Here is a 26763-nt window from a genome sequence, read left to right as displayed (position 1 = left end):
CGGTCTGACGTATTAACGATCATAAATACGCTAGAAAATGACATCCCTAATAAAATACGAATCATGATTGTAGAAAACCCCCATATGAGCCCCCAACCTTCAATATTGATGAGCGGGAACTTGGCGACTATTTAAAATTAATATGAATCAGCGAACACTTTTTAAGTTAAAAGTGTTATAGTGAAAAAAGTAAAAGCCCTTCAAAGGTACCTCTGAAGGGCTTTTTTCTATCTATGAATCAACTTAATCTCACATTTCTGTAGGGGGGCATTGTTGTTTTCATCAAGTTTAGTGAGGAGCTTTTGTTTGTAGAAGCTTAATCCCCATGCCGATAAATATTAGTCCTGTAATTTTGTTTAAAAACATTCCTATTTTTTGGTTTCCCCTTAGTTTTTTTGTAACATAAGAAGAAAAATAAGCAATAAATAAACACCATAACAATCCAGTGGTTGTGAAGGTCAGTCCCAGGATGAGAAATGGAATGGGTCCTGAAGCTTTGGTATCTATAAATTGTGGGAGAAACGCAATAAAAAATAAAGAAACTTTTGGATTTGTAAGACTCGTCAAAAGTCCTTGCACGTATATTTTCCGTATGTTTAGTTTGTCGGTTGCAGAAGCCTGAAACGCTGCATTGGAATTATCGAGTAACATGCGTATCCCTAAATACAGTAAATACATAACTCCAATAATCTTAATGGTATTAAATAAGAAAACAGATTTTACGAGTATAATTGATAAACCAAACGCAACGAACAACGTGTGAGTCAAAGAACCGGTAATAATGCCCAAAACAGAATATACACCAGCTTTTCTGCCTTGTGACATACTTCTCCCAACAATATTCATCGTATCTGCACCAGGAATTAAGTTTAACAAAATTCCAGTTAATAAAAATACTTCATAATGAATGATACCGAACATATTAATTTAGCACCTCTTTCTATTTTTAGGGCGCCCTTATTGATATTACAGCATCCTGTATGAGAATAAAAGTTTTTTCTGGTCCGCATACATACGGCGAAGGCCACCCGACAAATAATCGGACGGCCATACGGGCGTGTTACCAGCTAAACGGTTGCTTTGCGGATCATGAGGAACGACAGCAAGACATAGATGACCGCGACAACAAACAGCCACGAAGCTAATTGGGCGGCGGAATTACCAGTTAGCCAATGGAAAATGTTCGTCCACCAACCGTAATACGTGCACAGGAACCCCAGCACGGACCCTCCAAGAAAAATAACTGTAAAAAAGGCGAACTGCCCCGTCCTCCCGAAACGCCTGTATATGGCGACAATGAAGAAGCCAAGAAAGGTCATATGAAACGCTGTCGCGAACAGGGTCCACCAGCGTTCCACTAAGGAACCATTGCTTAAATAAGGCAGGTTGAAAAAATGCATCCCAATCCCCCAGCCCCCAGCACCCTCAAGGAAGGAAAGCGCCGAAAGCACGCCGGTACTACCTAAGCAAACGACAGCGACTGTCATGACGGTCCCCAATAAAAAGTCCGTTCTCCGGATGCTTAAGCCTAGCGCAAACGGAAAGCTTTGCGTCAGCGTATACATGCCGTTAATCATCATCACAATGAAGATGGAAGACAAAGCGCCGGTATAAAACCCGTTTTCCGGCCGGATTATCAAGGCAATTGCGAGGTTGATCAAAAAAGCAGGAAGCAATACAAAACACCATGGAACGATAAACCACGTATTATCCTTGTTAAGAATTTTCATTACGGTTGCAATTCGATTCATCGGATATCCACCGCCCTGTGATCAGATTTTTGTTTGGTCAAATGAACGATCAACTGTTGAAGTGACACCGGGGTAAGCTCCAGCCCCAGCAATTCGGCCTGATTACGCCTTCCTGGATCCAGACTGCCAAGCACCGTCGCCGACAATAGACCTCCGAGCGACTGACGGTCGATCGTCTCCAGCCCGGAAATGAAGGACTCCACTTTCTCCGCTTGGCCTACGGCGGTATAAGCTTGCCCGCGAATTGCATCCGCATCCTCATTTAGAATAAGTTTGCCGCTGTCGATGACGATCACATGTTCCAAAATCCGGCTCACCTCGTCTATTAAATGTGTGGACAAAACAATCGTCCGTGGGTGTTCCGCGTAATCCTCGATCAGCCGATTATAGAACAACTCCCGCGCTACAGCGTCCAGCCCCAGGTATGGCTCGTCGAACATCGTCAGCGGCGCGCGGCTCGCCAAACCGATGATGACGCCGACGGACGAGAGCATGCCTCGAGACAGCTTCTTTATCTTCCGTTTCAACGGCAGACGGAAATCATTCAGCAATTGATCGGCAAATGGCTGGTCCCAATTCGGAAAAATATCCGGACACAACCTCAGCACGTCGATGACTCGAAAATGATCAGGATACTTCTGGCTTTCTTTAATAAAACAAACCTGACTCAATACGCGATTGTTCTCATAAGGAGCTTCTCCGAACACCCGCACCTTCCCGCTTGTCGGAAACATCTGTGCTGTCAGCATGTGCATAATCGTTGTTTTGCCCGCACCGTTTCGGCCTAGCAATCCGTAAATTTTACCCGAATCCATCTTAAAGCTGACATCGTCCACCCCATTGACGCCGCCATACGTTTTGGTCAGCCCTTGGACTTCAACAATGTTCATCATTTCGTTCCTTCTCCCCTCCGGATCATATCCGTCAATTGTTCTTTCGTAATACCAAGCTTTTCTGCCTCACGAATCATCGCTACGACATACTGTTCATAGAAACTCTCCTTCCGCTTCTCCATCAGCCTTGCTTTTGCGCCTGTCGCCACAAACATGCCGATCCCCCGCTTTTTGTATAAAATGTTCTCGTCCACCAACAAATTAACACCTTTTGCCGCTGTCGCTGGATTGATTTGAAAAAAAGATGCAAATTGATTCGTTGACGGCACTTGTGATTCCTCCGGCAATCGGCCTTCGATAATATCTTCTTCGATACACTCGGCAATTTGCAGAAAAATTGGGCGGCTGTCGTCCATCTTGAAAACCATAATACACACCACCAAGTTGGTTAGTTACTTATGTAATTAACCATACAACGACTGAACATTTATGTCAACCACTATTTTCCAAAAAACGCACCTATATTTTAATAAAATGGATATGGTGGGTGGTATCCTCTCTGCTTTTTCCTAAAATGTCTCCCCCTTCCCTTTCAATTTGGTAATCAATTGAATCAAGATACAACACGATATAAATTGTGTTTTACTAGACTCTAGCAAAAGGAAAAATCCTCGAAGCAGAAGGGTTGTTTGTAAGTAAAAATGAAGTTGCAGCATGAAGAAAACAATCGGAAAACGGAGGTTTTGTGAATGAAGATTAAGGCAAGAAGTATCTTTTATAAGATTTGACAAAATAAGCCAATAAGAGAAAAGTGCCAGATCCTAATAAATTAACCTGGCACTCAATTCATATTTTTCAAGCTTACACTTTTATACTGAACGATCATCAAAGAACAAAATTAAACAAGATTTTTCGTAGCTTGACAGGAACTTCTAAGAAAACGATAAGTCAACCAACTAGGCCAACTTTAAGAGAAAGTCTAAAAATTGCCATTTTCCTTCCGCCCAACCATTCATTGATTAGTAGTGAAATTACATAGTAATCCAAACTTTTCTGAGAACGTATTTTTCATTTAGCTTATAGATTCAAAGGTGTTATAATAATTCTGTTTGAGTTTACATAATATTATTATCTTGAACTCTATTATTTATTGGCACATGAAAACCGCAAACCACACAACTATATTTGCTCCATTTCAGTTCAAAATCCCATCATTGGTTGGAAGAATCACTTCCTTCCTCTTGATTTTTTCATTTGCAGACAAACAAAATGTTTCTGCAAAGCTGTATCTAATTTTTATTTATGTGAAAAACAAGGACAGGAAAAACAGTGGAAATGTCACCGGCGTGCTTTTATATGAAAGGCTGTTTTCGTAAGGTTTGTTGTTTTTTGTTTAAAAATAACGAACAAACAAAAGTGTAAATTTACACTTTTGTTGTATAATAATGGTAAGAGGGTAGTGGATAATTATGGACCTTATTAGTTTAATATTATTTATTTTTCCAATTGCTGTTATTGTAGCTTCAATCATTGGCTTTTTAGTGGTTAGAAAATGGTTTGTTATGCCTTTATTTACGTTTATTGTTTTCGCTATCTTGATGTTCAGTGTTTTTAATGAAACTTTCTTTATTTGGGTAGTTATATATACAATACTTTCTATTGCCGTCAGCTTTGCAATGAAATTTATCAAGATGTTAAGTTAGTGAATTCCCGGTATTTTTATTCTCTTATGAAGATACCCTTAATGAATTCATTTTTAGCATGCAGTAACATGTCCAGTCCAGCAATAGGCGGTCCCTCAAAGGGGGCGGCTAGACGGGAATAATCCACCTGAGCCTATAACTCAAGGGTGGATTATTTTTTATGGTTATGAAATGACAGAATTGCAATGACTAGACTGGCAAAAGATTTGCTAGCATCAAAGCTTGAAAAACTGTCATACAGCATCACCCCCTTTCTGTTTGGGAGTGTGCCAACCACCCTTGAAAAATCTTATTCTATTGCACTTAAAGTATACCATTTACATATACTAAAAGGAACAAATGTTCGAAAAAAGGAAATAGACTTTTATTTTTTAGGCTCTGTTAGTTGATATTAATTAAAAGGAGCTTTCATAAAAAAACCCTTAGGAAACCAGAAAAGGTAGCTCTTGATTTTTGGGAGCACATTAAAAAAGAAATGTCATATCAGGCTAAATTGGAAAAAGCTATTTGAGATGGTGAAGATATTACTGAAAAAGTGCAGTATTTAGAAGAACAGGAACTTAAAAGAAAATATGCCGAAAGCGAAGATTTACCTTTTTAGCCCCATCACTCATGATGGGGTTTTTATTTAACCATAAAAGATAAATTTAATTTCTTGTTTAGTATTATAGATAGAATGTGCGTTTTTGTGTTCAAATACAACAAAACTAGTTTATTTGAACTCAGTCATCCGTTTATACCTGTTTGAATAAGCAATCATAGAATAAATTGAGGGAGCATTATTTTTATTTCTAGTCATTTCATTTGCCTCCCTACAATCATTGAAAGGATTATGATGTAGTTGTCTAATCTATTACCCGATTTACAAAAATTTCAGAATAGAATCGTATCTTTACGCCTCATTTCAGGTGATACGATTGAAGGTCTTTTATTTCCACGTCCGAATAATATATTTCCAGGGACAGTGTTGATCAACAACATCAATGGGACAACGGAAGTTGCCCCTGATGACATTGTTTCGTTTACCGTTATCCCTTTTACTTATGTTACAGATTCTAATTTTAGGTTAGTTTCGGTGATTGACACGTCCACCAACACAGTCATCGGTTCTCCTATTCCCGTTGGAGAAACTCCTACTGGAATCGCGATCACACCCAATGGCCTCCGGGCTTATGTCACAAATTCCGATATCATTTCTAATACAGTCTCGGTGATTAACACATCCACCAACACCGTCACCGGTCCTCCTATTCCCGTTGGAGACGGGCCTGTTGGGATCGCGATCACACCTGATGGTGGCCGGGTTTATGTCACAAATGCTAATGCTAATACAGTCTCGGTGATTGACACGTTTACCAACACCGTCATCGGTTCTCCTATTCCCGTTGGAACCAGTCCTCGATCCTTTCTTCAAGGAATTGCGATCACACCTGATGGTAGCCGGGCATATGTCGCAAATTTCGGTGATAGTACAGTCTCGGTGATTGACACGTTTACCAACACCGTCATCGGTTCTCCTATTCCTACTCGCATTGGAGCCGAGCCTCTTGGGATCGCGATCACACCTGATGGTACCCGGGCTTATGTCACAATTTCCAATTCTGATATAGTCTTTGTGATTGACACGTCCACCAACAAAGAATTCGCTCTTATTACCGTTGGAGATAATCCTTTTGGGATCGCGATCACACCTGATGGTACCCGGGCTTATGTTACAAATGAGTTTTCTAATACAGTCTCGGTGATTAACACCTCCACCAACGACGTCATCAACAATTTTATTCACGTTGGGCTCCGTCCTCGTGGAATTGCCATCACACCTGATGGTACCCGGGCTTATGTCACAAATTTCGGTGATAGTACAGTCTCGGTGATTAATACGTCCACTAACACGGTCATCGGTTCCCCAATTTCTGGTTTTGGCGAGCCTCTTGGGATTGCGATCACACCGATTACGTTTTAAAATGGCATGCTACATGCCTAATAATATATAAAAAAGACTTTCCTTAGCAAAGATCTTTTTTACTTCCGATAACACTGATTACGTGAACTAGACGAGAACCAAATAAGATCTCGTTTTATTCGTTTGAACAATCTTTCACAAAAGCGAGAAAGCCTCTTATGGCGTCTGTCAACGGTACCGGACTGAACGGAACGGAGTGGAAAGCCCCTTCTTATTGAAGGGGGATTTTTATTCACACAACGTTCATAAGGATTTTCCAGTAAATTAGGTAATTTATAGTATTATTGGAAAGGTCGGGTGAACAAAAGTGAAGATAGATGCTAATTATATTTACGAAGAATCCGGAATACTTTATAAGGTTTATCACTTGAAAAAACGTCGTATAAAGGTATCCGCAAAGGTTGGTAACATAACAGTCATAGAGTTTGGAAGCAGCATACACGAGGCATATGAAAAAGCGACCTTTTATACCCTGACTTAAACGAGAGTTTTACATAGTCATCAAAAAGAAGTATTTATGTAATGCATGTAATAGGCTGATTATTTTCGTATATGATAGTGGTTTCATGGTCTATTAAATTAGGACTTTTTAGCCATGTTACGTTTAGATAATTGTAAGAATAAATCTTACCATCGCTTAGGTATTTAATCTGCCACTTACTATTCTCGTATTTACAAGATTCTATTTCAGTGGTCTTATCTTTGTCCTTTACAAGAATTAAATTTTGTTCCTCATTCAAAATTAGAGCCACCCTCTTAAACAAATCCAATGTTTATTTATAGGATTATTTTACCATTGTTTTTAAAAATCAAAATTAAAGAGAAAATTCACCTCTGCTTTCTTATTTCATTTCTTTAACTCATTAATATATGATGTTTCAATATATTGAATTTTAAGTCATTTCTGAATATAATTAAGTCAAAAATGACTAGGTGATTAAGATGAAGGTAAATACCGATGATTCATTACAAACAAGACATATTTTAGATCATATTTTAGAACATTCTTTCGATGAAATCTTTATTGCTGATCCTTCAGGAATCGTTTTATATACAAGCCAATCTACCGAAAAAGTGTATGGTATTCCAAGTGAGCAAATCATCAATCACAATATTTTCGAACTTGAAAAACAGGGACTTTTTTCTCCCTCCGTCATTGCAAACGTATTAAGAACCAACAAGAAAGATACTCTCATTCAAGAAACGAAACGTAATAGAAAACTGATTATTTCAGGTTATCCAATTAATGATGAATCAGGAAAATTAATAGGCGCAATAAGTATTGCAAGAGATATGACAGAATTTGAATTTTTAAAGAAAGAAAACGAACAGGTCGCAAAAGCATTACAAATCTATCAAGAAGAAATTGAAAAATTACGGAAGCAATCAACCCTTCCCTTCAGTATTAAAGATAGAAAAATGGAAAAAGTCTTTGAGGTTGTTTCCAAAATAGCCAATATAAACGTTACAGTACTTCTTGAGGGCGAGTCAGGGGTAGGTAAAAATCATATTGCTAATGCGATTCATCAAATGTCTGAAAGAAAACATCATCCTTTCATTGAAGTGAACTGTGGTGCTATCCCCCATTCTTTATTTGAATCAGAACTGTTTGGATATGAGGAAGGTGCTTTTACTGGGTCTAAAAAAGGCGGTAAAAAGGGATATTTTGAAGCCGCTGGTGAAGGAACTCTTTTTCTCGATGAAATTGGTGAACTCCCAATGAACCTTCAAGTTAAATTACTATCAGTTTTGCAAAACCATACTTTTATGAGAATTGGTGGAACCAAGCAAATTGAAGTGAAATGCCGAATCATTTGTGCTACAAATCAAGACTTAGAAATTATGATGAAAGAAAAGAGATTCAGAGAAGACCTATACTATCGGATAAATGTCGTTAAGATTGAGATCCCCCCTCTTAGAGAACGAAAAGAAGAAATCATTCCTCTAATTTATGAGATAACAGAACAAATGAACCAGAAATATAACTTGAATAAGCATTTTACTCCAACAATGCTAGCATGGTTAAGTCAGCAAACTTGGCCGGGTAATGTCAGAGAATTACGGAACTATATTGAAAAGAAAATCATCACAACGAGTAGTAACGAACTAGACCTAGAAATAGATGAAGAGGAACCAAAAAAGTCGGAGGACAATGAAATGCCGTTAAATGATTACATAGAAATACTGGAAAAGGAATATATTGTCCGAATGTATCAAAAATATCGCAGCAGTATTAAACTTGCTGAAAAATTAGGAATCAGTCAATCAACTGCGAATCGGAAAATACAAAAATATGTGATGGAACGCTAGTCAGTTTTGACTAGATTTTTTTTAAAAGCGCTTTCGATATGGGGTGGCATGAAAATTGCACCTTTCAAGATGAAGAATCTTAAAGGAGGAAATTTTAATGAGAAACCATAATGAAAAGCAAGTTTTAAATTTACCTTTTACCGGTATCTGTACTTTTGGTAAATACCCTGTTTGTCCGGATTTAGAGCAACTTGATGCGGACGTAGCTGTCATTGGAGTCCCAAATGATATGGGCACTCAATGGAAATCAGGAGCAAGGATGGGTCCTAGGGGAATTCGTGAAGGATCTACACTTTATAGCTTTGGATTAGATGGAGCCTATGATATCGAAAAAGACATTATGTATTTGGGGCCTAAATGGAAAGTAGTAGACTGTGGTGATGTGGATATGGTTCACGGGGATCTTATGCAGTGTCATGAGAACACCGAAGAAGCCATTCGAAAAATTGTTTCAAAAGGAGCAATGCCGGTTGTTTTAGGTGGCGATCACTCTATTACTATCCCAGTCGGAAAAGGATTAGAGGATGTTGGTCCATTTCATGTTATTCAAATCGATGCACATCTAGACTGGGCAGATCACCGTTCGGGGCAACGGTACGGCCATGGAAGCAGCATCCGTCGTTTATCTGAAATGGACCATGTCCAGAAAATTTTCCAATTTGGAATTCGAGGAATTAGCAGCAGTCTAAAGGAAGATGTCGATGCCGCAAGAGAATATGGCAGTGTTATTTTATCACCACGGCAAATAAGAAAAATGGGAATCGAGAATGTGTTAGAACTACTTCCTAAAGGAGAAAAATACTATCTTACTCTGGATATTGATGGTTTGGATCCTTCTGTAGCTCCTGGAACAGGTACACCTTCACCAGGTGGATTTATATACGATGAAGTCAATGAATTGCTTGAAGGAATTGCCAAACGAGGACAAGTGATTGGCTTTGATTTGGTAGAAGTAGCTCCTCCCTATGATCCTGCCGGTATGACAGGTCAAGTTGGTGCGCGCCTGGCACTTGATCTTCTCAGTTTTGTTTTAAAAGAGAAGGAGAAAGCAGAAGAAATCAGTTTAACTAAAAATAAAGTACACTCTTAAGATAAGACTCCAAAAAATGACAACGGAGGTTTTGTGAATGAAAATTGAGGTAAGAAGCATTGATTACATTCCTGCAAATGAACGTCACGGAAAACCAAGTGGTCTATTTTCTGTATGGTTTGCTGCTAATATGCATATCACAACTCTTGTGACAGGAGCACTTTGCGTTACCTTTGGTTTAAACCTTTTTTGGAGTGTTGTTGCCATTATCATCGGAAATTTAATAGGGGCCATTTTCATGGCCTCCCATTCTGCTCAAGGACCAAAGCTTGGTATTCCGCAAATGATTCAAAGCCGCGCACAATTTGGTGTGATTGGTGCAATTATTCCTTTGATCCTTGTTATTTTTATGTATTTAGGCTTTTTTGCCAGCAGCGGCTTGCTAGGTGCGCAAGTATTGAGCAATTCGTTACATCTTAACCTAACAATCAGTATTATTATCCTTAATGTTATTACCTTTACTGTGACAATGTTTGGCCATGATTTGATTCATAAAGTCCAAAAATACTTGTCATGGTTGTTTTTTCTCGTATTTATCGTTGCTACGATTATTGTCTTCAAATTACCTGTCCCTGCAGAAAGCTGGTCTCCGGCACATTTTAACCTGCCGATCTTTATGTTAAGTGTTAGTGTTGTAGCTACCTGGCAAATTTCATATGCACCGTATGTTGCTGACTATTCCAGATATTTGCCAATCGACACGAATTATTCAAAAACCTTTTGGTATACTTATGCAGGGTCAGTTTTAGCAACAGTTTGGATGATGCTTTTAGGCGTCCTTTTAACTACCTCTATTCCAAATTTCTTAAGCGCATCCGGCACAAATCTCGCTCACCAATTTGGTGGCTTCGCATTCATCATGTTTGCGACAATTCTCTTTGGACAGCTCTCCATCAATTCTTTTAATCTATATGGGGCCTTTATGTCAACAGTCACCACGGTTGAGCCTTTTTCAAAAATGAAAGTAACGCCTAAGGTCAGAGGGATTTTCATTGCTGTTATCTCAGCAATCGGTACTTTGGTAGAGATCTTAGGGCAAGGACATTTTCTATCGAACTTTATCGACTTTATCTTATTTATTAGTTACTTTTTAATTCCGTGGACAGCCATTAACCTAATTGATTTTTATGTACTGCGCCACGGCGAATACAGTATTAAAGATATATTTGACTTAAATGGTAAATATGGAAAAATAAATAAAATCACTGCTATTTCTTTCTTGGTCTCAGTAATCGCTGAAATTCCTTTTATGAATACCTCTCTCTATGTAGGACCGGCTTCTAAAGCAATGGGAGGAGCTGATGTTGCTTGGATTTTAGGATTGGTGGTTCCATCCGTACTCTACCATGTAATGATGAAAAGAAAAATGCAGAATGATTTTCAGGGTTCTGTCGCTTTTGAAGACAGTAGCACTCAACAAATCTAATTTAAAAAGGGGGATGGGTTTATTAACCCATCCCCCCTATATAAATATCCACTGTATAAATCTTTAATTTCATCAAAAAATTCATCTAAAACCTTTTGACTCTCTATATTTTCATTGTTACGGATTTTTCTCAGCATAAGAAGACCTTCCTCTTTACACCGTGATCCTCAATTTCCCACTTCTAAAAAAATTCAAATAATCATGTGCAATCTCAATCAATTTATTAATCATTATACACATCTAAAAGCTTGAAATTTCATTTGATATGTTATCTTTTGGGATATTCTTTTTGGTTATAATTTTCAGTTATTTCTGAACCATAATATTTACTTATTAATTAAAGAATAAAAAAACAGTTGTCTTCTTTCTCAACGATCAGGAAAAATCATAAGATTTTCTTTCTAAATTCTTCTATACGTTTTCCATATTTTTATTATCTATTAAATCCACTTATTGTATAAGTTGTCTTTATGGTTGGCAGTGAGGGATTTAATTTAATTATAAATTTTCTATTGTAAGTAAAAATCTTTTTTATCTTTGATGAATCTAATATTTTATTTATTTCAGAAAAATAGTCAACCATAAATTATGAGTGACTATTTTGTATGAGCGGAATTTTCTATCAATAAGGCCAGTCAATTTCATTCAGCTCAGATAGAAATTTCTCACCAAGTTTTTGATTTATCATTTTTATATAATATGCCTTGCCATAGAGATATAACTTATAATTTGATTTATTAATACCTAATCTTTTCATATGGGAGTTCACTCCATACTTTTTACAATAATATATCTCTTGCTTTAACCTTCTTTTATAAGAACTAGGGACATTTACCTTTTCATTAACAACTAATCCAGTAACTAATTGTTTTTGGCTATTTGATTGAATTCTAGTTTTTGAGAAGTTAAGCTCGAATCCTTCAGAACTTATTATGTAAATGATGTTTGATATCTTTTCAAGAATTTCATTTCCTCCAGATATAGAAAAGTCATCTGCGTACCTAGTAAAACTACATCCTTCAAAATGTTTTAATTCTTTTGAAATACGACTATCTAACTTCTTACAAACTATATGTGATAAGTATGGACTAGTTGGGGCACCTTGAGGTAAACCATTATTTGTAACTAACAGAGCAGTAAAAATACCAGCTAAATCATTACAATAGCCAAGACTTCTGAAAATACGGTACACTCTATATTTATTAATAGAAGGGAAAAAATCTCTAATGTCTAAAGACACTACAAAATCTTTGTTAACATGTTCTATGGCGTTATCTACTAATGATGTATCTGTAATAAAACCTCTAGCGTGTTTTGAAATTTTCACCTTGGAAATAAGATTCATAAGCATCCACTTCTGAATTAACTTTAGACGAGGATTTGGTATATATAAATCTCTATGTCCGTCTTTTTTAGGTATTTTCACAACACGATAATTATCTTTTTTTAACAGCTCTTCAAGTTCCTCCAATTTAAACCCAATTAATCTAGAAAAATGTTCTCTATCAAAGATAACTGGTAATCCCTTATTTAAGAGTTTGCTTGCATATTTAGTACAATCATTTATATAATTTGGAGGACAACCTTGAGACTGCATTGCGCTCTTTAATTTAATTAAATAATCATGCATATTAACCTCATTTTTTGAGAAATAGACGGGCTAAATCACCATTATTTTTTATTACTTGAAGAAAATTTTAACAATAAATATGCTAGCAGATTTATTGTTAATAGTTACTCTAAACTTAAACAGTAGCGACTGCGCATACCATTTCTAAAATAGCCCATCTAGTTCTTTTTTTGAGTATATCACATTTTTAAAATTTTTTGGTATATATATATCTGTGAGAGTTAAATCTGGACAACCCTTTAAAATACGCTTTTCGCTTTCTTCCTCTAACGAAATTTCATTCATTATTTCAAATAAATTAATTTTATTAAAGCCTTGTATTGATAAATAATTCAAGCCAAATTCTGAAATCCTATAACTATATCTCTCATCAATAAATAGTAGTTCCTTCTCTAGTAGAATTTCAATACGAGTTTCTAGAAATTCTTGACTTATAGATAATAATCTTAATAAATCATAAATAATATAACTACCCTTAGATTCTCGAAAAAACAGCAAAATTAAGTAATCTTTAAAATCTTTTACCATTGAATCTCCTTTAATCAAAAAGTTTTTTTAAAATTTTACTTAATAATCTATCTTTAAATTCTTTTTCTTTTTTAATTGTTCCTAAATCCTTGTGCGTTGGAATTTCTCTTTCAGGTAAACCCGATATGCCTTCATCTCTTCCAAATATCGGAGACCAAGGTGTATTATTTATTTCACTTCTACTCTCTGGATCTTCCCAGAATATAGGAAATGTATTATTTGGCGTATTATGATAAAAAGAAACCAGCCCTTGTGATTCCTTAAAGCCTAAAATATCAATTTCCCTTTTAACAATTTTTTCATCATATTTTCGTACAATTTTTTTGGCATTTATCCTTTCTTTTTCACTTATAAATATTCCTTTATTTTTATCAAATGCCTTTTCGATCCCATATTCATTAATAACTTCAAGAAATAAATTGTTCTTTACTGCAAATTTATTTAAGGTTGATAAGCCTTTTTCTAATGCAATAACACATATTATATAGATCTTTTTCCCAAGTATTAACTCAGGATAATTCCGTAATAAGTTCTCTTCTAAATATCTTTTAACTGTTGTACCGGAGCCAATAATATCATCAACCAAAACAACGTTTTTAACATCCTTCGGATCATATTTTTCATAGAAATCTCTTGGTTTTTCTACTATACGTAATTTATCTATTTTATTTGACCTTTTAAAAATAGGTATTAATTCAGAACTTCCATTAAATATCCCACCTCTAGAGCCTACCCCCATATAGATGGTATCGTTATGATACGTTTCAATTTTTTTAAACATATTAAATCCATTTATAAAACTTTGGGCTATACTAAGTTTATTGTAATAACTATAATTTTTTAATAAAACTAGAAAGATTTGTTTTTCTTCTTCAGTCTCAACATTATTTAACCAAGCCTTTACTTTTTGTTCAAAGTTGTCTAATCTATCATCATCTACAATATCCCTTTCATCAATTTGATTATTTTCAAAAAAAGTTTTAAAACTATCAATCACAGTTTCTTGATTCTTTAAAACATCTTTAGTCATTGTATCGCCCCATCTTAGCTTTAAAAAGTGCTTTTTATGAACAATTTTTTTAATAAACTTGTTCTTCCTTCAAACTATTGAGTCTATAATAATACTCTTAATTGCATTGTAAATTTTTCAACATATTTTTACAATTAATCCTTAAAAAATCGTAATAATATTTACTAAGCCTCAATAATTATTTTTGTATAGGTAAATCAAATTTAAACATTAAAAGAGGATTCCACCAAGTATATTGACTTGTTTGGAACCCTCTCAATGTTTCTCACTTTTTAATATCCCTCTTTTTTTCGAACCCCATAACATAATACAATTCTAAAAAAAATAGTAATACAAATTTTTCTTCTCCAATTCATGGTTATGTAAATTTTTGTAAGAATTTTAAATAGTCGATGTTTCTATTTTTACCTTAGCTTCTAAATTCAAAGGTGTTAATTTAATTCAATATGAGTTTACATAATATTATTATCTTAAATCACATTACATTATGCTTGTACATAACCATACATCTAGCAAATGTTGTAGCACTATAATAATGAAAAAAAACTGCCAGGCACTCTCCAACAATCGGATGGTTCCTGGCACTTTTTGTTATATTGTCATGTTCATTGTTTATAGTGAGGTGATTAATGAAAAAGAGATACAGAAAAACGAGATGAGCTTTATCGTATTAATTAAAGAACTGCCAAAGCTGGACATTATTCAAGAGCTAAAGAAAGCCACTACTTTATATGGCACGGTAGTCTATCGCCTACCCCAAAAAAATTTATAATAATCTTCTTTTAAAAACTACTCTCTCCTTACGCTTAGTTCCTATTATTTTACTATTATTTACTTATGGAAACAGAATCCTTTTAATTATCTCCCACAACACCTTTTATATTTCACATTACTTCCACATGGGCATGGATCATTTCTCCCAATTTTTTTTCTTGTTTTGGAATCTACAATATTCTTTCGATCTGTTAATAGTCCAAATGATTTCTGCTCAACTGCAGATAACTCTTTAGTGGTAAATCCTTTAAGGAACCATTTTCTCGAGTTAATCATGAGGTTGGTGATTTCCTCCATGCAAGCCTTCAGCATATCTGTACTTTGTAATTCTATTCTGCTTTGCAGAAATTGAAGAATATGACTTGGACTCTCTCCAATGTTAGTCGCATATACACACTCTTCAACAATAACATCAGCTTCTTTCCTGCTGATTTCGTAGTTATTCGTTATAAAATTAACAAATTGAAGATAGCTATCGTTTCGTTCAACATATTCAGGTTCACCTGCTTCAAGCAGCTGTTCTCTAGAAAATGGGAAAAACTCTGAATCTTTTCTCATTTGGTGTTCACGTTTTACTTTCTCCTGATCAAACACTCTTATATTCGAAAATCCAATAAAATCCATACGGATTTGCTTATAGTATGAACTAGCATGCTCCATTACTAGCAGATAATTAGAAACACTTAAAGGTTCATCTATGTATTTATTAAGTAAATCTACTAGTTCATCGATGCTTAATGTTCCGTAATAGTATAGGAGCCCTTGAGTAAGTTTAATCCATTCAGTATTTCTACGGAAGATTGACTCGAATTGCTTGTCATTCCCTTGAAAAAACTGATTTTTAACGATTTCCTCGGGCATTGCTAAAATCTTTTTACCTTCATACATACCAGTAAAAAACATACCGCTGTTACGCAAATATTCTAATTGATGTGCAGTTAATTTTGGTTCTACGATATATCCACCATTTCGAATTATTTCCTTGACAAGGCCGTAACCATCTTCGTCCATATTCAAGCATATTGTTTCTAGTAAAGAAGGAATCTTCATACTAAGTAATTCGACTAATTCCCCTTTTTTCAACTGGCTGGCATTTTTTATCTCAAAACGTTTTCTAATCGCACTTAATTCATCTTTTGAAAGCCTTGTAAGCGCATCTTTTATTGTTATTGGAACTGATATATCACTCCAAATTTTTAACTCTTGTTTCTGCTCCAATTTACGTGTCATTTCTTTTAATCCATGTAAACCGTCTTGTATTTTTTCATATGTTGCTTTATCTATGTTGCTATTATTCAATACATCCACCTCGAAAAATATTTTGGAATAATATGATAGAAAATAAATTGATTTATCTTTCCATCGTACTTCCCTTTAATCAGTGTCATATATTATATCAGAAAAATAGTCGAAATTGAACGCTGCATAGCATTCCTTATTTATACAATCAAGGGTGGATTCAATATGAATGAAATTAGTTTCTTATTCTTTATCATCATTTTTAATAGGATTAAGCAAATCATATTATAAAAAAAGACCGAACATGCTGCAACATGTCCGGTCCTGGAAGACTCTGCTTCCCGAAGCTCCCAAGTTACACTTCTAGCATGTCTTATGACGTCCAATAAAAAATGATATAGTTCTTTCGAATAGTTATCATAAATAAAGGTAATTCCTAGTAATCCGTTAACCTGGTTGGAAATCTGGATTCAATCCATTATGAGATAAAACTTGCCATCTCATATCATTTTGTCCTTCTAAATAGTATCCTGATAACTCTGTTAATCTTCCTTTTGCCCACTTTTGTTGTTTCGAAGTTAACCAGGAATCCTGTTCAATGAACTCGTACTCTACCTCATGGACAAATGCCAAATAATATTGAGTATTATCCTTTGGATTTGTATCTATGTATTTCTTTACTTTTTGGACATCATCCTCAAAGTGCTTTACAATTCCACCACTCTTATATTTTATTTCTATGATTGCTAGAACGAATTGAATGTCATCTTTCAGGTGGCCTTTTTTCCTAGATAATCGTTTAGTTTCACAATTGCAAGATCTGCTTTATAATATTTGTAATGATATTCAGGATAAATCCTTATGTTGTTAGAATCAATCAAATTGCGAAGTTTCGTGCGCAAATGGAAATAAAGAGCATTCTTTAAAGAATCCTCCATTAGCAAATAATGCGATTGATAATCATAAGGGATTTTTTCGGTCCACACTTCTTTTATAGTACGGTCAATGGTTTCCTGCAATTGTTTTAATTTCATTAATCTCACCTTTTACTGATTTTTACGATAGGATGTATGTTTTTTTCCATTAAAGGTTGCTTGGCTATCATCTAAGTAAACCAACAGAGTTTTTACCCTAAAAAATCTTTTGAATTAAATGCATAAAGACAAGTTGTTCCTTATCCTATACCTGTCTTCAATACATTCAATATGGGTGTCCCAGGTAAAATGGATTCTAGAGGTTGTCCAATTATTTGTCTTTTGTTCTCTTTAAAAGTAATTCATCTGTGTGATTACAGTGTGTCAGTATTCCACTTTCATCGATGGCGATAATTCCTTCATGAATCGATTCAATGATGGTTTGTAATTTTTCCGTCATCCCTTTCCATTGTTTCATCATCGCCATTTCTGAAATCTTTGAAGCTAGCAATTCAGCCATTCGATATAAAATTTCAACATTTGTTCTTGATGTTCAATTAAATTCAAATGCTGCTCTTTATTAAGTGCAATTAATCCGATTACCCCGATTGCTCTCCCTTGAAATCGAATCGGACAACAAATCTCCGCAATCTCTTCTGTTTCACCCTTTAAAACAGAAAGGTCATAGGTGAGATCAATCCGTGCATTTTCTATCACATATTCCCGATTGTTCGTCAGGACTCTCCCGTATACAAATCCAGCTTCTTTCACGCCCCCCTCTTCTTTTGTATTAATTCTGCTTTTCAAATTCCCTGTCTCCGCTACTTGCTGAGCAATGACCTGTATTTCTGATAACTGAGTCACGTTTTCTCTCCTAACTTAAAAAAATTAGATGATACACCTTGGATATTTCTATTTAGTTCTTATTATAGAACTCTATGACAGTCGATTTTTGTCTGAAAATGAAAATAATACTAATTTTTGAATTAAATGTAGTATATTGGTTTAAATGGTTCACATGCAGAAAGTTCATTTTCGTTACCCACTCCGATTATGAGCATCTAAGGCATGTCTCGAAAAGGGAATTGAGTAGATAATGCCGTCGTTGAGAATTTCTTTGGCTTTTTAAAGTCTGAGCTACTTTATCTCAAGGAATTTGAGAGTTTGGAGCACTTTAAACAATAATTAGAGAGATTTATTCACTTCTATAATCACAATCGAATTAAGGCAAAACTAAAAAGCATGAGCCCGGTTCAATACCGTACTCATGCCCCAATAACTGCCTAAATTTCCGTGTCTAACTTTTTGGTTCTGATCATTGCCTTTGATCTTTGTATAAAAAAGATAGCATCCTTGATATACTGAGTTGGCGGGACTCCCTAGGAAACAGACCATTCACCGGTGGCACGTACCGCACAAGCAGTTTTGATTTTAGTGGGAATGAGTTATTTCTAGTTATCCTTTAGTATTGAAGATTATCGGGAATCCATTAAAACCAATGGTTCATCGGATTTTAAATCTGTTTTGTTATTTCTATTAATCACTAATTATTTTAAGCATGTGACCAAAATGTTACCACAAGGCACTAGAAAAAATAGCGTCATTTATCATTAAATCAATGATTTTTAATTATGGATTTAGATTTATGAAATTCGTTTATAGTTACCGACAAACTTAACATTTCATTTATTCTAAAAGAAATTTATGTCTCCATTGTTAGCAGCGTATTTGGTGCGATACAATCACGTAATTTTTTGATTTCAGGAATTAGCTCCCAATGCGCATCTACTTGGCTCATTTCCTTTCTTGTACGTAAATGAATAGAAAGGTTCGCAATATCCTGTTTTAAAATATGTGTTATCCAGTCCTCCCACTCATTTACATCCTTATAGCCAAGTCGTGTTTTCACGCTGACAGGCAGTCCGCCCGCTTTTGCTGCTTGAATAAGCTCTGCCGCAACGTCTGGACGCAGAATAAGACCACCTCCTTTCCCTCTCGATGCCACATTCGGTACAGGGCAGCCCCTATTAATATCGATGCCTTTAAATCCTAGCTCTGCCAAGCCAATACTCATTTGACGGAGATATTCGGGATTATCCCCCCAAATATGTGCCACCATTGGCTGCTCATTTCTGTAAAAATCAAGCGGCCACTCACACTTTTCATGCCCTCTGGATGACAATAGCTATCCGAGTTTGTAAACTCAGTGAAAAAAACATCCGCTCGACCAGCTTCACTTACTACGTGACGAAAAACAACATCTGTCACATATTCCATTGGTGCAAGTACAAAAAATGATCGTGGTAAATTACGCCAAAAATTATCTATCATTTCAAACTAAAATCCTCTCACTATGGATACAACTTCAAACTCTCGGTCAAAAAATATAAAGCCAAATGTTACACTTATATCATGCTTAATAACTTATTATCAAACACAAGTACGTTTGGACATTTATATTTGTGAAAAACTATTTTGAAAATCGGCAATGTTATTTTAACGAAAATCGGTCCTGAAAGGTATTTTTATAAACAAAAAAGCAGATGATATAGATTATTTCTATATCAACTGCTTTTCTATTATACCAACTCCAACCACGCGACTGCTTCAACATGGCTCGACAAGATAGCATTGATTATTTTCAACCCCTTGGTGCGTGGGAATATGTTCACCGATTTTCGAGGTTCATGAGAACATATCAATTGGTAGCGAGACTCTTTCCTGCCTCACTTTCAAACAAGATTCCACCAATTGGCTTATTTTGTTTTTGTTGCTTCGCATCATCATTCTTGAACATATCAAATAATAAGAATGACTGCTCCTTCCAGCTAAATAAACCAGAATGGCAACACTTATTTCTTCTATTAGTACAATCACCTAATTTGTCTTCAAATGAGCTCCACCAAGCCTCATCATATGTGCCTTTGCCAATCATCTTCATTTTTCGGCCAAGCTCTGCGCCATTATTTTTCAGAATAGTATAAAAAGCACCCAATGTTAGTTCCTTATTTTGCGCATCTTTTAAAGCAATTCTATCTCTTCCTTTTCCAGTTCCTTTAACCTTAAAATCTGGGAAGATTTCTTTTAAACTCTTTGTAAAGCAATCCTTCAATTGCAATTCCATTGCCTTGCAGAAAAGTATTGCACAACATGACGCATCCAGCAGATTATTCAATTTGTATACCGGCTCTAGCAAGAAGAAAAGTTTCATGCCAAGAAGCAGATTTTCTTTAACCTTTACAGAAAAACCATCCATATCTTTCATATCGTTAAACCCGAACCTTTCAAGTTGCTCTGTAGATAACTCTGTCTTAATAAACTCCTCATTTAAACCTTTAATCAGGCCCGAAGTATCAACACTATAGTCAACGACACCATTCTCATCCTCTATTTCCATTACTGAAAACGAAGTTACTGACGGTAATCCGCTCGAAGCCTCAACTAAAGCCTCCTGCATTTCTTGCTCTGACAAATTATCTTCAAGAATTTTCTTGATTTCCTTTATAGCCAATGTATCAATTATTTCCTTTGCCATGCTGATACATGTAGAAGATTTCCAAGCATCTTCATCACCGATCACATATAGACGAAATTTAGCACGTGTGGCTGCAACATTTACGATGTTTTTATTTACCCATCGTATTGCACCTTTAGCGTCTTCGCTTGTATCGCAACCAAGAAGGAAAATAACCTCTTCAGCCTCTTTACCTTGGAAAGTATGAACTGTTCCAATCTTCTTCTGATCATAATCAAGAATATAGTCTCTGTTAATCTTTGTTGTACCGCTATTCATACGGCAATATTTTCCAATATAGTCCTTTATCCCAGAAACAACAGTTGTAAATGGACTAATAATATAAATACTTGGATCAGGATTCTTAGAAAATGCTATCTCTAATAGCTCACAGACCTTTTGTCCCTGAGCTTCAACAAAATGATTCTTATTACCTTTCTCCGAACCCTTAACATTAATCCACTGCGATTTGTCATAGATGAATTTTTTTACCTTTTCCGGTTTTGGCAATCTTGTCTGCTGTTTCATAATACCGTTGTAAGATATCTCATTTGAAACATCATACATCGGTGAAATGCAACGTCTATGTACCAGCAAAGGACATCCAACCCATTCTGGATAATCAGTACCGTTGTCTAAGTAGGTTCCAAAAGTATTTAAACGATCTGCAAATCCCTGCACAGAAAGAGACTTTTTCTTGTATGGCTTTAATGCCTCATCACTATAAGCTTTCTTCAGAAGAATCAAATCATCTGTGACAACTGGCTCAACCTGTTTAGGGTCTCCAACAATCACAGCACTACGGCTTCTATATAAAGCCCCCAATGCCATTTGCGGCTGAGCTTGACCTGCCTCATCAACAACCAGCATTCCAATAACCCCAGGTTGCTTCACATCCCTTAAAAAAGTACCAACAGATGCAAATGTGGATGAAAGTACAGGCACTAATAAAAATAGTGTTTGGAATAAAGCCGGAATCAAATCCTCCTTGTCCTCTTTATGGAAAATAATTCTTTCGTTTTCGTCTCCTGCTTTTAATCCCCAGTAATGAGACAAAGTAACAAAATTATCCCTGCAGTGATTAGAAGATACAACAAACTCCTTATTCATCCGCATGGCATAACCAAATAATTCTTCTCTTTCACGATTATATCTTTGTGTAAACCATGGATTTGAAACCTGTGCAGTTGTTGATTCATCTACATCATTCGATAACAAATGGCTTACAAATTCTTCGTCTATTATCAGACCTGTATCTACAACATCTGTCCCTGCAAATTTAGCAATTTCGGACTCATACTCTTTCTTAACACTTTCGAATTTAGTACGGGCTTTTGATATCTCTGACTCACAATCCGCAATCTTCTTTTCTTCTGTAGAAATAGTTTTTGAATTACTATTATTCTGTACTTTTAGTTCATCATATTCTCGCTGTGTCTGATTATAAAGAGCTTCTGCCTGCTTGGAAGTCTCCGTAAGCTGTTTTATTTCTGAATCCAATGAACTCACTTGAACCCTCTGATTCTCAGCGTCTTTCTTATATTCATCGGCCAATTTCATGGCAGCTTCATATTTAGCCTTACCAAAAATTTTTGTCCATACACGCATTGAATTTCTTGTGCATACTTCTTTTTCCAAAAGTTCTTTTAACTTTGACTTAGCAGTTTTCAATTCTCTTTTTTTGTTGCTGAGTTCCTCATCTACTTGACGAAATGCAGTTTTACAAGAAACTGCTTTTGTACGATGTTTTTCTTCTCTGGCAATTAATTCTGTTATTCCTTGATTTGCACTTTCAATTTTTACCTTGCTTGCTGAAATTAACGCATTACAGCTTTCAACAGTTTCATGCTCCTCTCGTTCTGCGGCTACTTTCTGCGCAAATAAATTTCCTGCCTTTCTAAGAGTATTCTGCATATCTCTTACAACTTTAAGCTGTTCTTCAAATTTCTTTTTTGAAGCCTTATATGATTTAACCCTATCTGGCGCCATATCCTTATTTTTATAAAAGTCACGTCCTAATGGATAAAGCACATGCTTGTAAAAATTACTTAGATTAGATTTCTTTCCTAATGATGCTGCAACTAATCCCCATGCCACACTAGTATCTAGGAGATTCTGTGCATACTTTGTAAAATAAACGTCCTTATAGGTCTCACCTTGATGAGTAGTTTCAATCACTTTCGATTCAGCAGGATCAAAAAGTTTTCCAACCTTTGCGAGCATATTCCTTAATTCTTCAGGATCACCATCTAACGATGTCAAATCACCAACCATACTCTTAGGGAGTTCTTTAGAAATATTTTCAACAGCCGCATTATTACAAGATGTTACCAAAATACTATAGTTATTAATCGCGTCATTTTTCAAACTATACCAATGCCGTGTGTATGTAGAATATGCGTTTTCTTCTCTTTCTCCATGAATAAAATCATGCTGCACAAAAGCATCGTTAGGGTCATCATATTTTGATAATAAAATAGCTCTCTCTATAATATTACTTACAACGATTTCCTTAAGAAGTGTTGTCTTTCCAGTACCTGGAGGTCCATTTACAGAGAATACCTTGCCATTTACCTCATATAGATCAGACGTACCTTTACCGATAGCTAAATTCACTGCCATTTGCTGCATAAACGCAGGCATAAATCTTGAAGGCCACTTTCCTAAAGGTGCATTTTCAACTGATAAGATCTCGTTCATCTGACTTAAATACTCCTGCTCTCCTTGCTCCTTTGGATCTACCAAATCGATTCGATTATTCTTGGTCGTTTCCTCGCCTTCTAATATAGTAACGTATTTCAGGATTTCACTTCCCATGTATCCATCTTTAACTAAAGCTCCACATCGATTCCTCTCGATAACAAGCTTTATATCATCTGAATAATAATCATGATTTAATCCAAGATAGTTATCATCCTCTTTTTTCTCTTTGGTAGTCTCGTCTGAAAAGAGTTGGAAGCTGATACCATAAATCTCTTCATAGGCATCCTTATCATCTTCTGTATTCTGAATGTTTCCTTTAATATATTTTTTCTCTACTTCTTCATATAAATCATGCAGCTTCTTAAGAGAAATGACACTTGCAGAAAATGTCTGTAGTTTTTCTTCCTCATCAGCATTCTGCTCAGAAGTATTTGTTTCCTGCTTTTTTCCCTCGTTATTGTTTGCGTTTGTTGTAGATTCTTTATCAAAGAACTTTTTCTCAAGTTTTTCCTTTGCATCGTTATATAGTTTGTCATCTAGAGAATCGGAGATATTCCCTTTTGCATTTTTAATCTGATTAAGAGCCCAGATTATTGTCGATAAGGACAAGGAATGCTCTACATAGTTTCCATCCGGAGAAAGTTGCAAACTAACCCATGCAATCTTGTCCGAGCTTTTTTCTGGTCTATTTTCATCCTCTGGATCAAATGGTAAAATCTTTGAAATGCATTCAATGCACTTCTCCCTTTTTACCTTGCCTATATAAATGGTCAGATTTCCCCATTTTTTCATTCCACAAGCATAGGCCTCTTTCGAAAGTACTTCATATAAGTCTTCATTACCACTTAATGGTATGAAATGGGATATTGTGTTATTTCTAATTGTCCCAAGGTGCACCTTTTCTTTGTGGCTCTTGATTCTATTTTGCACATCCCAGCTTTCAGGATATGAATCCTGTGACAGGAATTCTAATGCAAACCAATAGTCTAATACTTTTTCAGCCAAATTATCCTTTCCCATATATATCTCCCCATATCTTCTTTCCAAGCCGACATACAACTGTCATACTTCTATCTTCTTACCATGAAAAATCTTGTCCTGCATCGAGTTCAATATTTTCTCGCATTAATAAATCATGAATCCATAAATCGGTACTTGCCATTATCTCATTTCAGAGCCAATATATACTCAACCTTTTTAGATAGCATCCTTTATGTCTTGTCAACATGCCTTTGCCATCCACCTTATCTTCTCGCTACCTAAAAAGTAATCTTATTTCGTCAACCCTGCAATAAATACACCTTGAAAACTACACGTTTCACATACTCTTTTCAACCTTAGGTTGTATTGACAACATTACTATCATCCTCTGAAAGCCTTTATTTGTAACACTTTTCAGCATTTACATTTTGGTCATCAATACCACCGTCTCCACATGCGCGGAGTGTATGTGGCAACACATGGGATGCTCGTGGTTTTGCACTTATGTTATAAAGCCCATCCTTAAATAATAACGGCGGATTCTCTTATCTTTAAATGCCTGATATCATTAACTTTCATTCATAAATACTAACCCTTCAAAATCCTAAACATTTCTTCTTTATGTTTGCTTGCTTTTTCTTCCGTCCATTTTTCATCATCGTGATTGACTAATTCTTTCATGATCTTAAGTTTCAAACTTTGCTCGATAATGCTTGGGTAAGAGCTGATTTTTCCTGCTGGTGGCAAATTAGAAAACTTCGAGTTTCCTGATACAGTAATTAATGCAAGGTTTCCAAAACCATCTAGGTCATCCCGTTCCCAATGTACACCTTCCACTGGGTGTTGTGGTTGGAAGTGTTCAATGGAACTTCTAAATTGAAATTGCCAGTCATCACGCAATGGTGGGATAATTTCCCTATCAAAGTAAGAATACCCATCTTTGTATAAAAGATAATCAAGGTATGTAAATACGATTCTTTCATAACCAAATCCACTAATTTTCTCATCCTCAAAGTTTGATTGGATAACTTTTGTTTTGCAGTAATCTTCAAGGATTTCAATGATGTCACATGATTCATTCTCTAATAACTTGGTTAAGATCAGTGAAATCCAATGCATAGTCTTAGGTGATGTGTAGGTTATACGCAAGCAGGATTGCAGCGTTCTTATTTGTTTATTATTCTGACTAACATCATCACCAAAAGTGCCTACATATTTGGGTTTATCGCTTTTCCCATCTCGATATTTCTCTATACGTTGTAACGACCATTTTCCAGCTTCTTTATAATCTCTAGCATATTCGCGTTTCAAAATATATTTATCAAACAACACACGGCATTTTAGCATATGATATAAAAAGTTCTTTGCTCTATCAGCGGTTTCCCAGGCCCATGATAAATTATCCAAGAAGTGTTTATCATCAAGTGTTGAATCTTCCTCCCCTAACTTTTCAATTACTGTGTTTACCTGTAGTATAAAATTGGGGAATGAAATAGTCGATTCAAAACGTTCATTCTCAACCTCATCCTTACTTACACCATTATTAAGAAGTTTCTTATTCTTTAGTATTTCAATCAATGGAACTGAATTTCTGTCCTCTTCATCATTCGGAACATTTTCCCTAATTGAATCAAAATCACAGATATTATCCTTGATGCTAGCCCAATCTTCTGTAAAAAGAGCTTTTCTTACTTTGGGATCAAAATTCATTTGGATATATGAGTCCATGTCAGAGCATTTTTCCCAAATCAATGCTGCAGTTTTTTTATCGTGTTCTGTATCTAAAACTTCTAAAAACTTTGCTTTTGCTATTTCATGAAGTTCTAGTTGCTCTCCTCGAGTATTCATGACTTCAAAGTAATGATTTAAATCTATACCTTTCGGAACTTGTACACGAACAAGAAAAACCTTTTCAAGTTTTTTCATTAACTCATTTTTGTCTATATCTTTAGTTTTAAAATAGTTATCTATGATTTGATAACCCGCTAAGATTTCAACAGATACTAGTTCCTCCAGTAATTCAGCATTGTTTTTATTGTTTATCATGTTAAGTGTACGGTTTGATTTTTCGCGTGCCTCAAATCTCAACACATCTTTCGCAAAATTCATGCCAAGATAATTTTCTAATAGAAATAATGTGGTCAATCTTTGTTGTCCATCTATTACTTCGTAAACATTATTATCAGTTTGATTAACAATAAGATTTCCAAGAAAATAGTTTTTATTAAGATCGTCAATTGAACTATCAATATCTTCTATCAGTTGTTCAATTTGCATTTCTACCCAAGCATAGTTCCGTTGGTAAATTGGAATAACATAACTAATATTAGTAAAAATGCCTGATACCGGTACGATTTTTAAATTATTATCCATC

General features: G+C 35.4%; 23 protein-coding genes and 2 pseudogenes. 9 read left to right on the top strand and 16 right to left on the bottom strand.

Translation table 11 applies throughout. The features are described 5' to 3' along the window. Positions 1-288: 288 nt before the first annotated feature. The 4 genes from BN1082_RS14660 to BN1082_RS14645 form a co-directional block, all read right to left on the bottom strand. Positions 289-921, bottom strand: a complete 633-nt coding sequence (locus BN1082_RS14660; protein ID WP_090635338.1) for a LysE family translocator — start codon at positions 919-921, stop codon at positions 289-291. 146 nt (positions 922-1067) lie between these two features. After that, on the bottom strand, positions 1068-1751 hold the full coding sequence (locus BN1082_RS14655) for a hypothetical protein (protein WP_090635337.1): 684 nt from the start codon (positions 1749-1751) through the stop codon (positions 1068-1070). Next, positions 1748-2644, bottom strand: coding sequence for an ABC transporter ATP-binding protein (locus tag BN1082_RS14650; protein WP_090635336.1), 897 nt, complete (start codon positions 2642-2644; stop codon positions 1748-1750). Before BN1082_RS14650 ends, BN1082_RS14655 begins: the two co-directional genes overlap by 4 nt. Then, a complete protein-coding gene (locus BN1082_RS14645; RefSeq protein WP_090635335.1) occupies positions 2641-3012 on the bottom strand; it encodes a GntR family transcriptional regulator in 372 nt (123 codons plus the stop codon). The genes BN1082_RS14650 and BN1082_RS14645 overlap by 4 nt, the downstream gene beginning before the upstream one ends. Before the next feature lie 1041 nt (positions 3013-4053). Between BN1082_RS14645 and BN1082_RS14635 the strand changes: the two genes are divergently transcribed. From BN1082_RS14635 to BN1082_RS14610, 7 genes are all read left to right on the top strand, one after another. After that, a complete protein-coding gene (locus BN1082_RS14635) occupies positions 4054-4287 on the top strand; it encodes a DUF2651 family protein (protein ID WP_090635333.1) in 234 nt (77 codons plus the stop codon). A 185-nt stretch (positions 4288-4472) separates the two neighbouring features. Further along, positions 4473-4676, top strand: a complete 204-nt coding sequence (locus BN1082_RS27615; RefSeq protein ID WP_176699812.1) for a hypothetical protein — start codon at positions 4473-4475, stop codon at positions 4674-4676. 452 nt (positions 4677-5128) lie between these two features. After that, positions 5129-6250, top strand: coding sequence for a beta-propeller fold lactonase family protein (locus BN1082_RS14630; protein ID WP_245640443.1), 1122 nt, complete (start codon positions 5129-5131; stop codon positions 6248-6250). A gap of 307 nt (positions 6251-6557) precedes the next feature. Next, complete coding sequence (locus BN1082_RS27610) at positions 6558-6731, top strand: hypothetical protein (RefSeq protein ID WP_176699811.1); 174 nt, start codon at positions 6558-6560, stop codon at positions 6729-6731. 461 nt (positions 6732-7192) lie between these two features. Continuing rightward, a complete protein-coding gene (locus tag BN1082_RS14620) occupies positions 7193-8560 on the top strand; it encodes a sigma-54 interaction domain-containing protein (protein WP_090635331.1) in 1368 nt (455 codons plus the stop codon). Positions 8561-8657: 97 nt separating this feature from the next. Beyond that, complete coding sequence (gene speB / locus BN1082_RS14615; protein WP_090635330.1) at positions 8658-9650, top strand: agmatinase; 993 nt, start codon at positions 8658-8660, stop codon at positions 9648-9650. 37 nt (positions 9651-9687) lie between these two features. Beyond that, positions 9688-11076 (top strand): purine-cytosine permease family protein, encoded by a 1389-nt coding sequence (locus BN1082_RS14610; RefSeq protein ID WP_090635329.1) that lies wholly within the window; start codon positions 9688-9690, stop codon positions 11074-11076. Here BN1082_RS14610 and BN1082_RS27605 read toward each other — a convergent pair. From BN1082_RS27605 to BN1082_RS14595, 4 genes are all read right to left on the bottom strand, one after another. Continuing rightward, positions 11073-11213, bottom strand: a complete 141-nt coding sequence (locus BN1082_RS27605; RefSeq protein ID WP_176699810.1) for a hypothetical protein — start codon at positions 11211-11213, stop codon at positions 11073-11075. The genes BN1082_RS14610 and BN1082_RS27605 overlap by 4 nt on opposite strands. Positions 11214-11698: 485 nt before the next feature. Next, on the bottom strand, positions 11699-12706 hold the full coding sequence (locus BN1082_RS14605; RefSeq protein WP_090635328.1) for a reverse transcriptase family protein: 1008 nt from the start codon (positions 12704-12706) through the stop codon (positions 11699-11701). A 144-nt stretch (positions 12707-12850) separates the two neighbouring features. Next, positions 12851-13234, bottom strand: coding sequence for a hypothetical protein (locus tag BN1082_RS14600; protein WP_090635327.1), 384 nt, complete (start codon positions 13232-13234; stop codon positions 12851-12853). Between the two features lie 10 nt (positions 13235-13244). After that, positions 13245-14264 carry a phosphoribosyltransferase gene (locus tag BN1082_RS14595; protein WP_090635326.1) on the bottom strand — a complete coding sequence of 340 codons (1020 nt, stop codon included), beginning with the start codon at positions 14262-14264 and terminating at the stop codon, positions 13245-13247. Between the two features lie 535 nt (positions 14265-14799). Here BN1082_RS14595 and BN1082_RS14590 point away from each other — a divergent pair. Next, on the top strand, positions 14800-15036 hold the full coding sequence (locus tag BN1082_RS14590; RefSeq protein ID WP_090635325.1) for a hypothetical protein: 237 nt from the start codon (positions 14800-14802) through the stop codon (positions 15034-15036). Positions 15037-15122: 86 nt separating this feature from the next. On the opposite strand, the gene BN1082_RS14585 is transcribed toward BN1082_RS14590, so the two are convergent. The 5 genes from BN1082_RS14585 to BN1082_RS14565 all read right to left on the bottom strand — a co-directional run bounded on the left by BN1082_RS14585 (position 15123) and on the right by BN1082_RS14565 (position 18055). Beyond that, entirely contained in the window at positions 15123-16337 is a 1215-nt protein-coding gene (locus tag BN1082_RS14585) for a YecA family protein (RefSeq protein WP_090635324.1), read from the bottom strand. A 387-nt stretch (positions 16338-16724) separates the two neighbouring features. Beyond that, entirely contained in the window at positions 16725-16910 is a 186-nt protein-coding gene (locus tag BN1082_RS14580) for a hypothetical protein (protein WP_090635323.1), read from the bottom strand. Between the two features lie 137 nt (positions 16911-17047). Then, the gene (locus BN1082_RS14575; protein ID WP_090635322.1) at positions 17048-17311 is read right to left on the bottom strand and encodes a hypothetical protein; all 264 of its coding nucleotides are present in this window, start codon (positions 17309-17311) and stop codon (positions 17048-17050) included. Between the two features lie 211 nt (positions 17312-17522). Further along, a complete protein-coding gene (locus tag BN1082_RS14570) occupies positions 17523-17711 on the bottom strand; it encodes a PAS domain-containing protein (RefSeq protein WP_090635321.1) in 189 nt (62 codons plus the stop codon). Then, the gene (locus BN1082_RS14565; protein WP_090635320.1) at positions 17696-18055 is read right to left on the bottom strand and encodes a GAF domain-containing protein; all 360 of its coding nucleotides are present in this window, start codon (positions 18053-18055) and stop codon (positions 17696-17698) included. The genes BN1082_RS14570 and BN1082_RS14565 overlap by 16 nt, the downstream gene beginning before the upstream one ends. A gap of 204 nt (positions 18056-18259) precedes the next feature. Between BN1082_RS14565 and BN1082_RS14560 the strand changes: the two are divergent. After that, a pseudogene (locus BN1082_RS14560) lies at positions 18260-18478 on the top strand (IS3 family transposase); the annotation flags it as partial. A gap of 424 nt (positions 18479-18902) precedes the next feature. Here BN1082_RS14560 and BN1082_RS14555 read toward each other — a convergent pair. The 3 genes and pseudogenes from BN1082_RS14555 to BN1082_RS14545 all read right to left on the bottom strand — a co-directional run. Then, positions 18903-19522 (bottom strand): annotated as a pseudogene (locus BN1082_RS14555) (tRNA dihydrouridine synthase); the annotation flags it as partial. A gap of 367 nt (positions 19523-19889) precedes the next feature. Then, complete coding sequence (locus BN1082_RS14550) at positions 19890-24428, bottom strand: DEAD/DEAH box helicase (protein WP_090635319.1); 4539 nt, start codon at positions 24426-24428, stop codon at positions 19890-19892. 549 nt (positions 24429-24977) lie between these two features. Continuing rightward, entirely contained in the window at positions 24978-26762 is a 1785-nt protein-coding gene (locus BN1082_RS14545; RefSeq protein WP_090635318.1) for a DUF262 domain-containing protein, read from the bottom strand. Between the last annotated feature and the right edge of the window lies 1 nt (position 26763).

Source organism: Neobacillus massiliamazoniensis (assembly GCF_001048695.1).
Classification (GTDB): domain Bacteria; phylum Bacillota; class Bacilli; order Bacillales; family Cytobacillaceae; genus Neobacillus; species Neobacillus massiliamazoniensis.
This window is presented reverse-complemented; position numbering and strand designations above follow the sequence as displayed.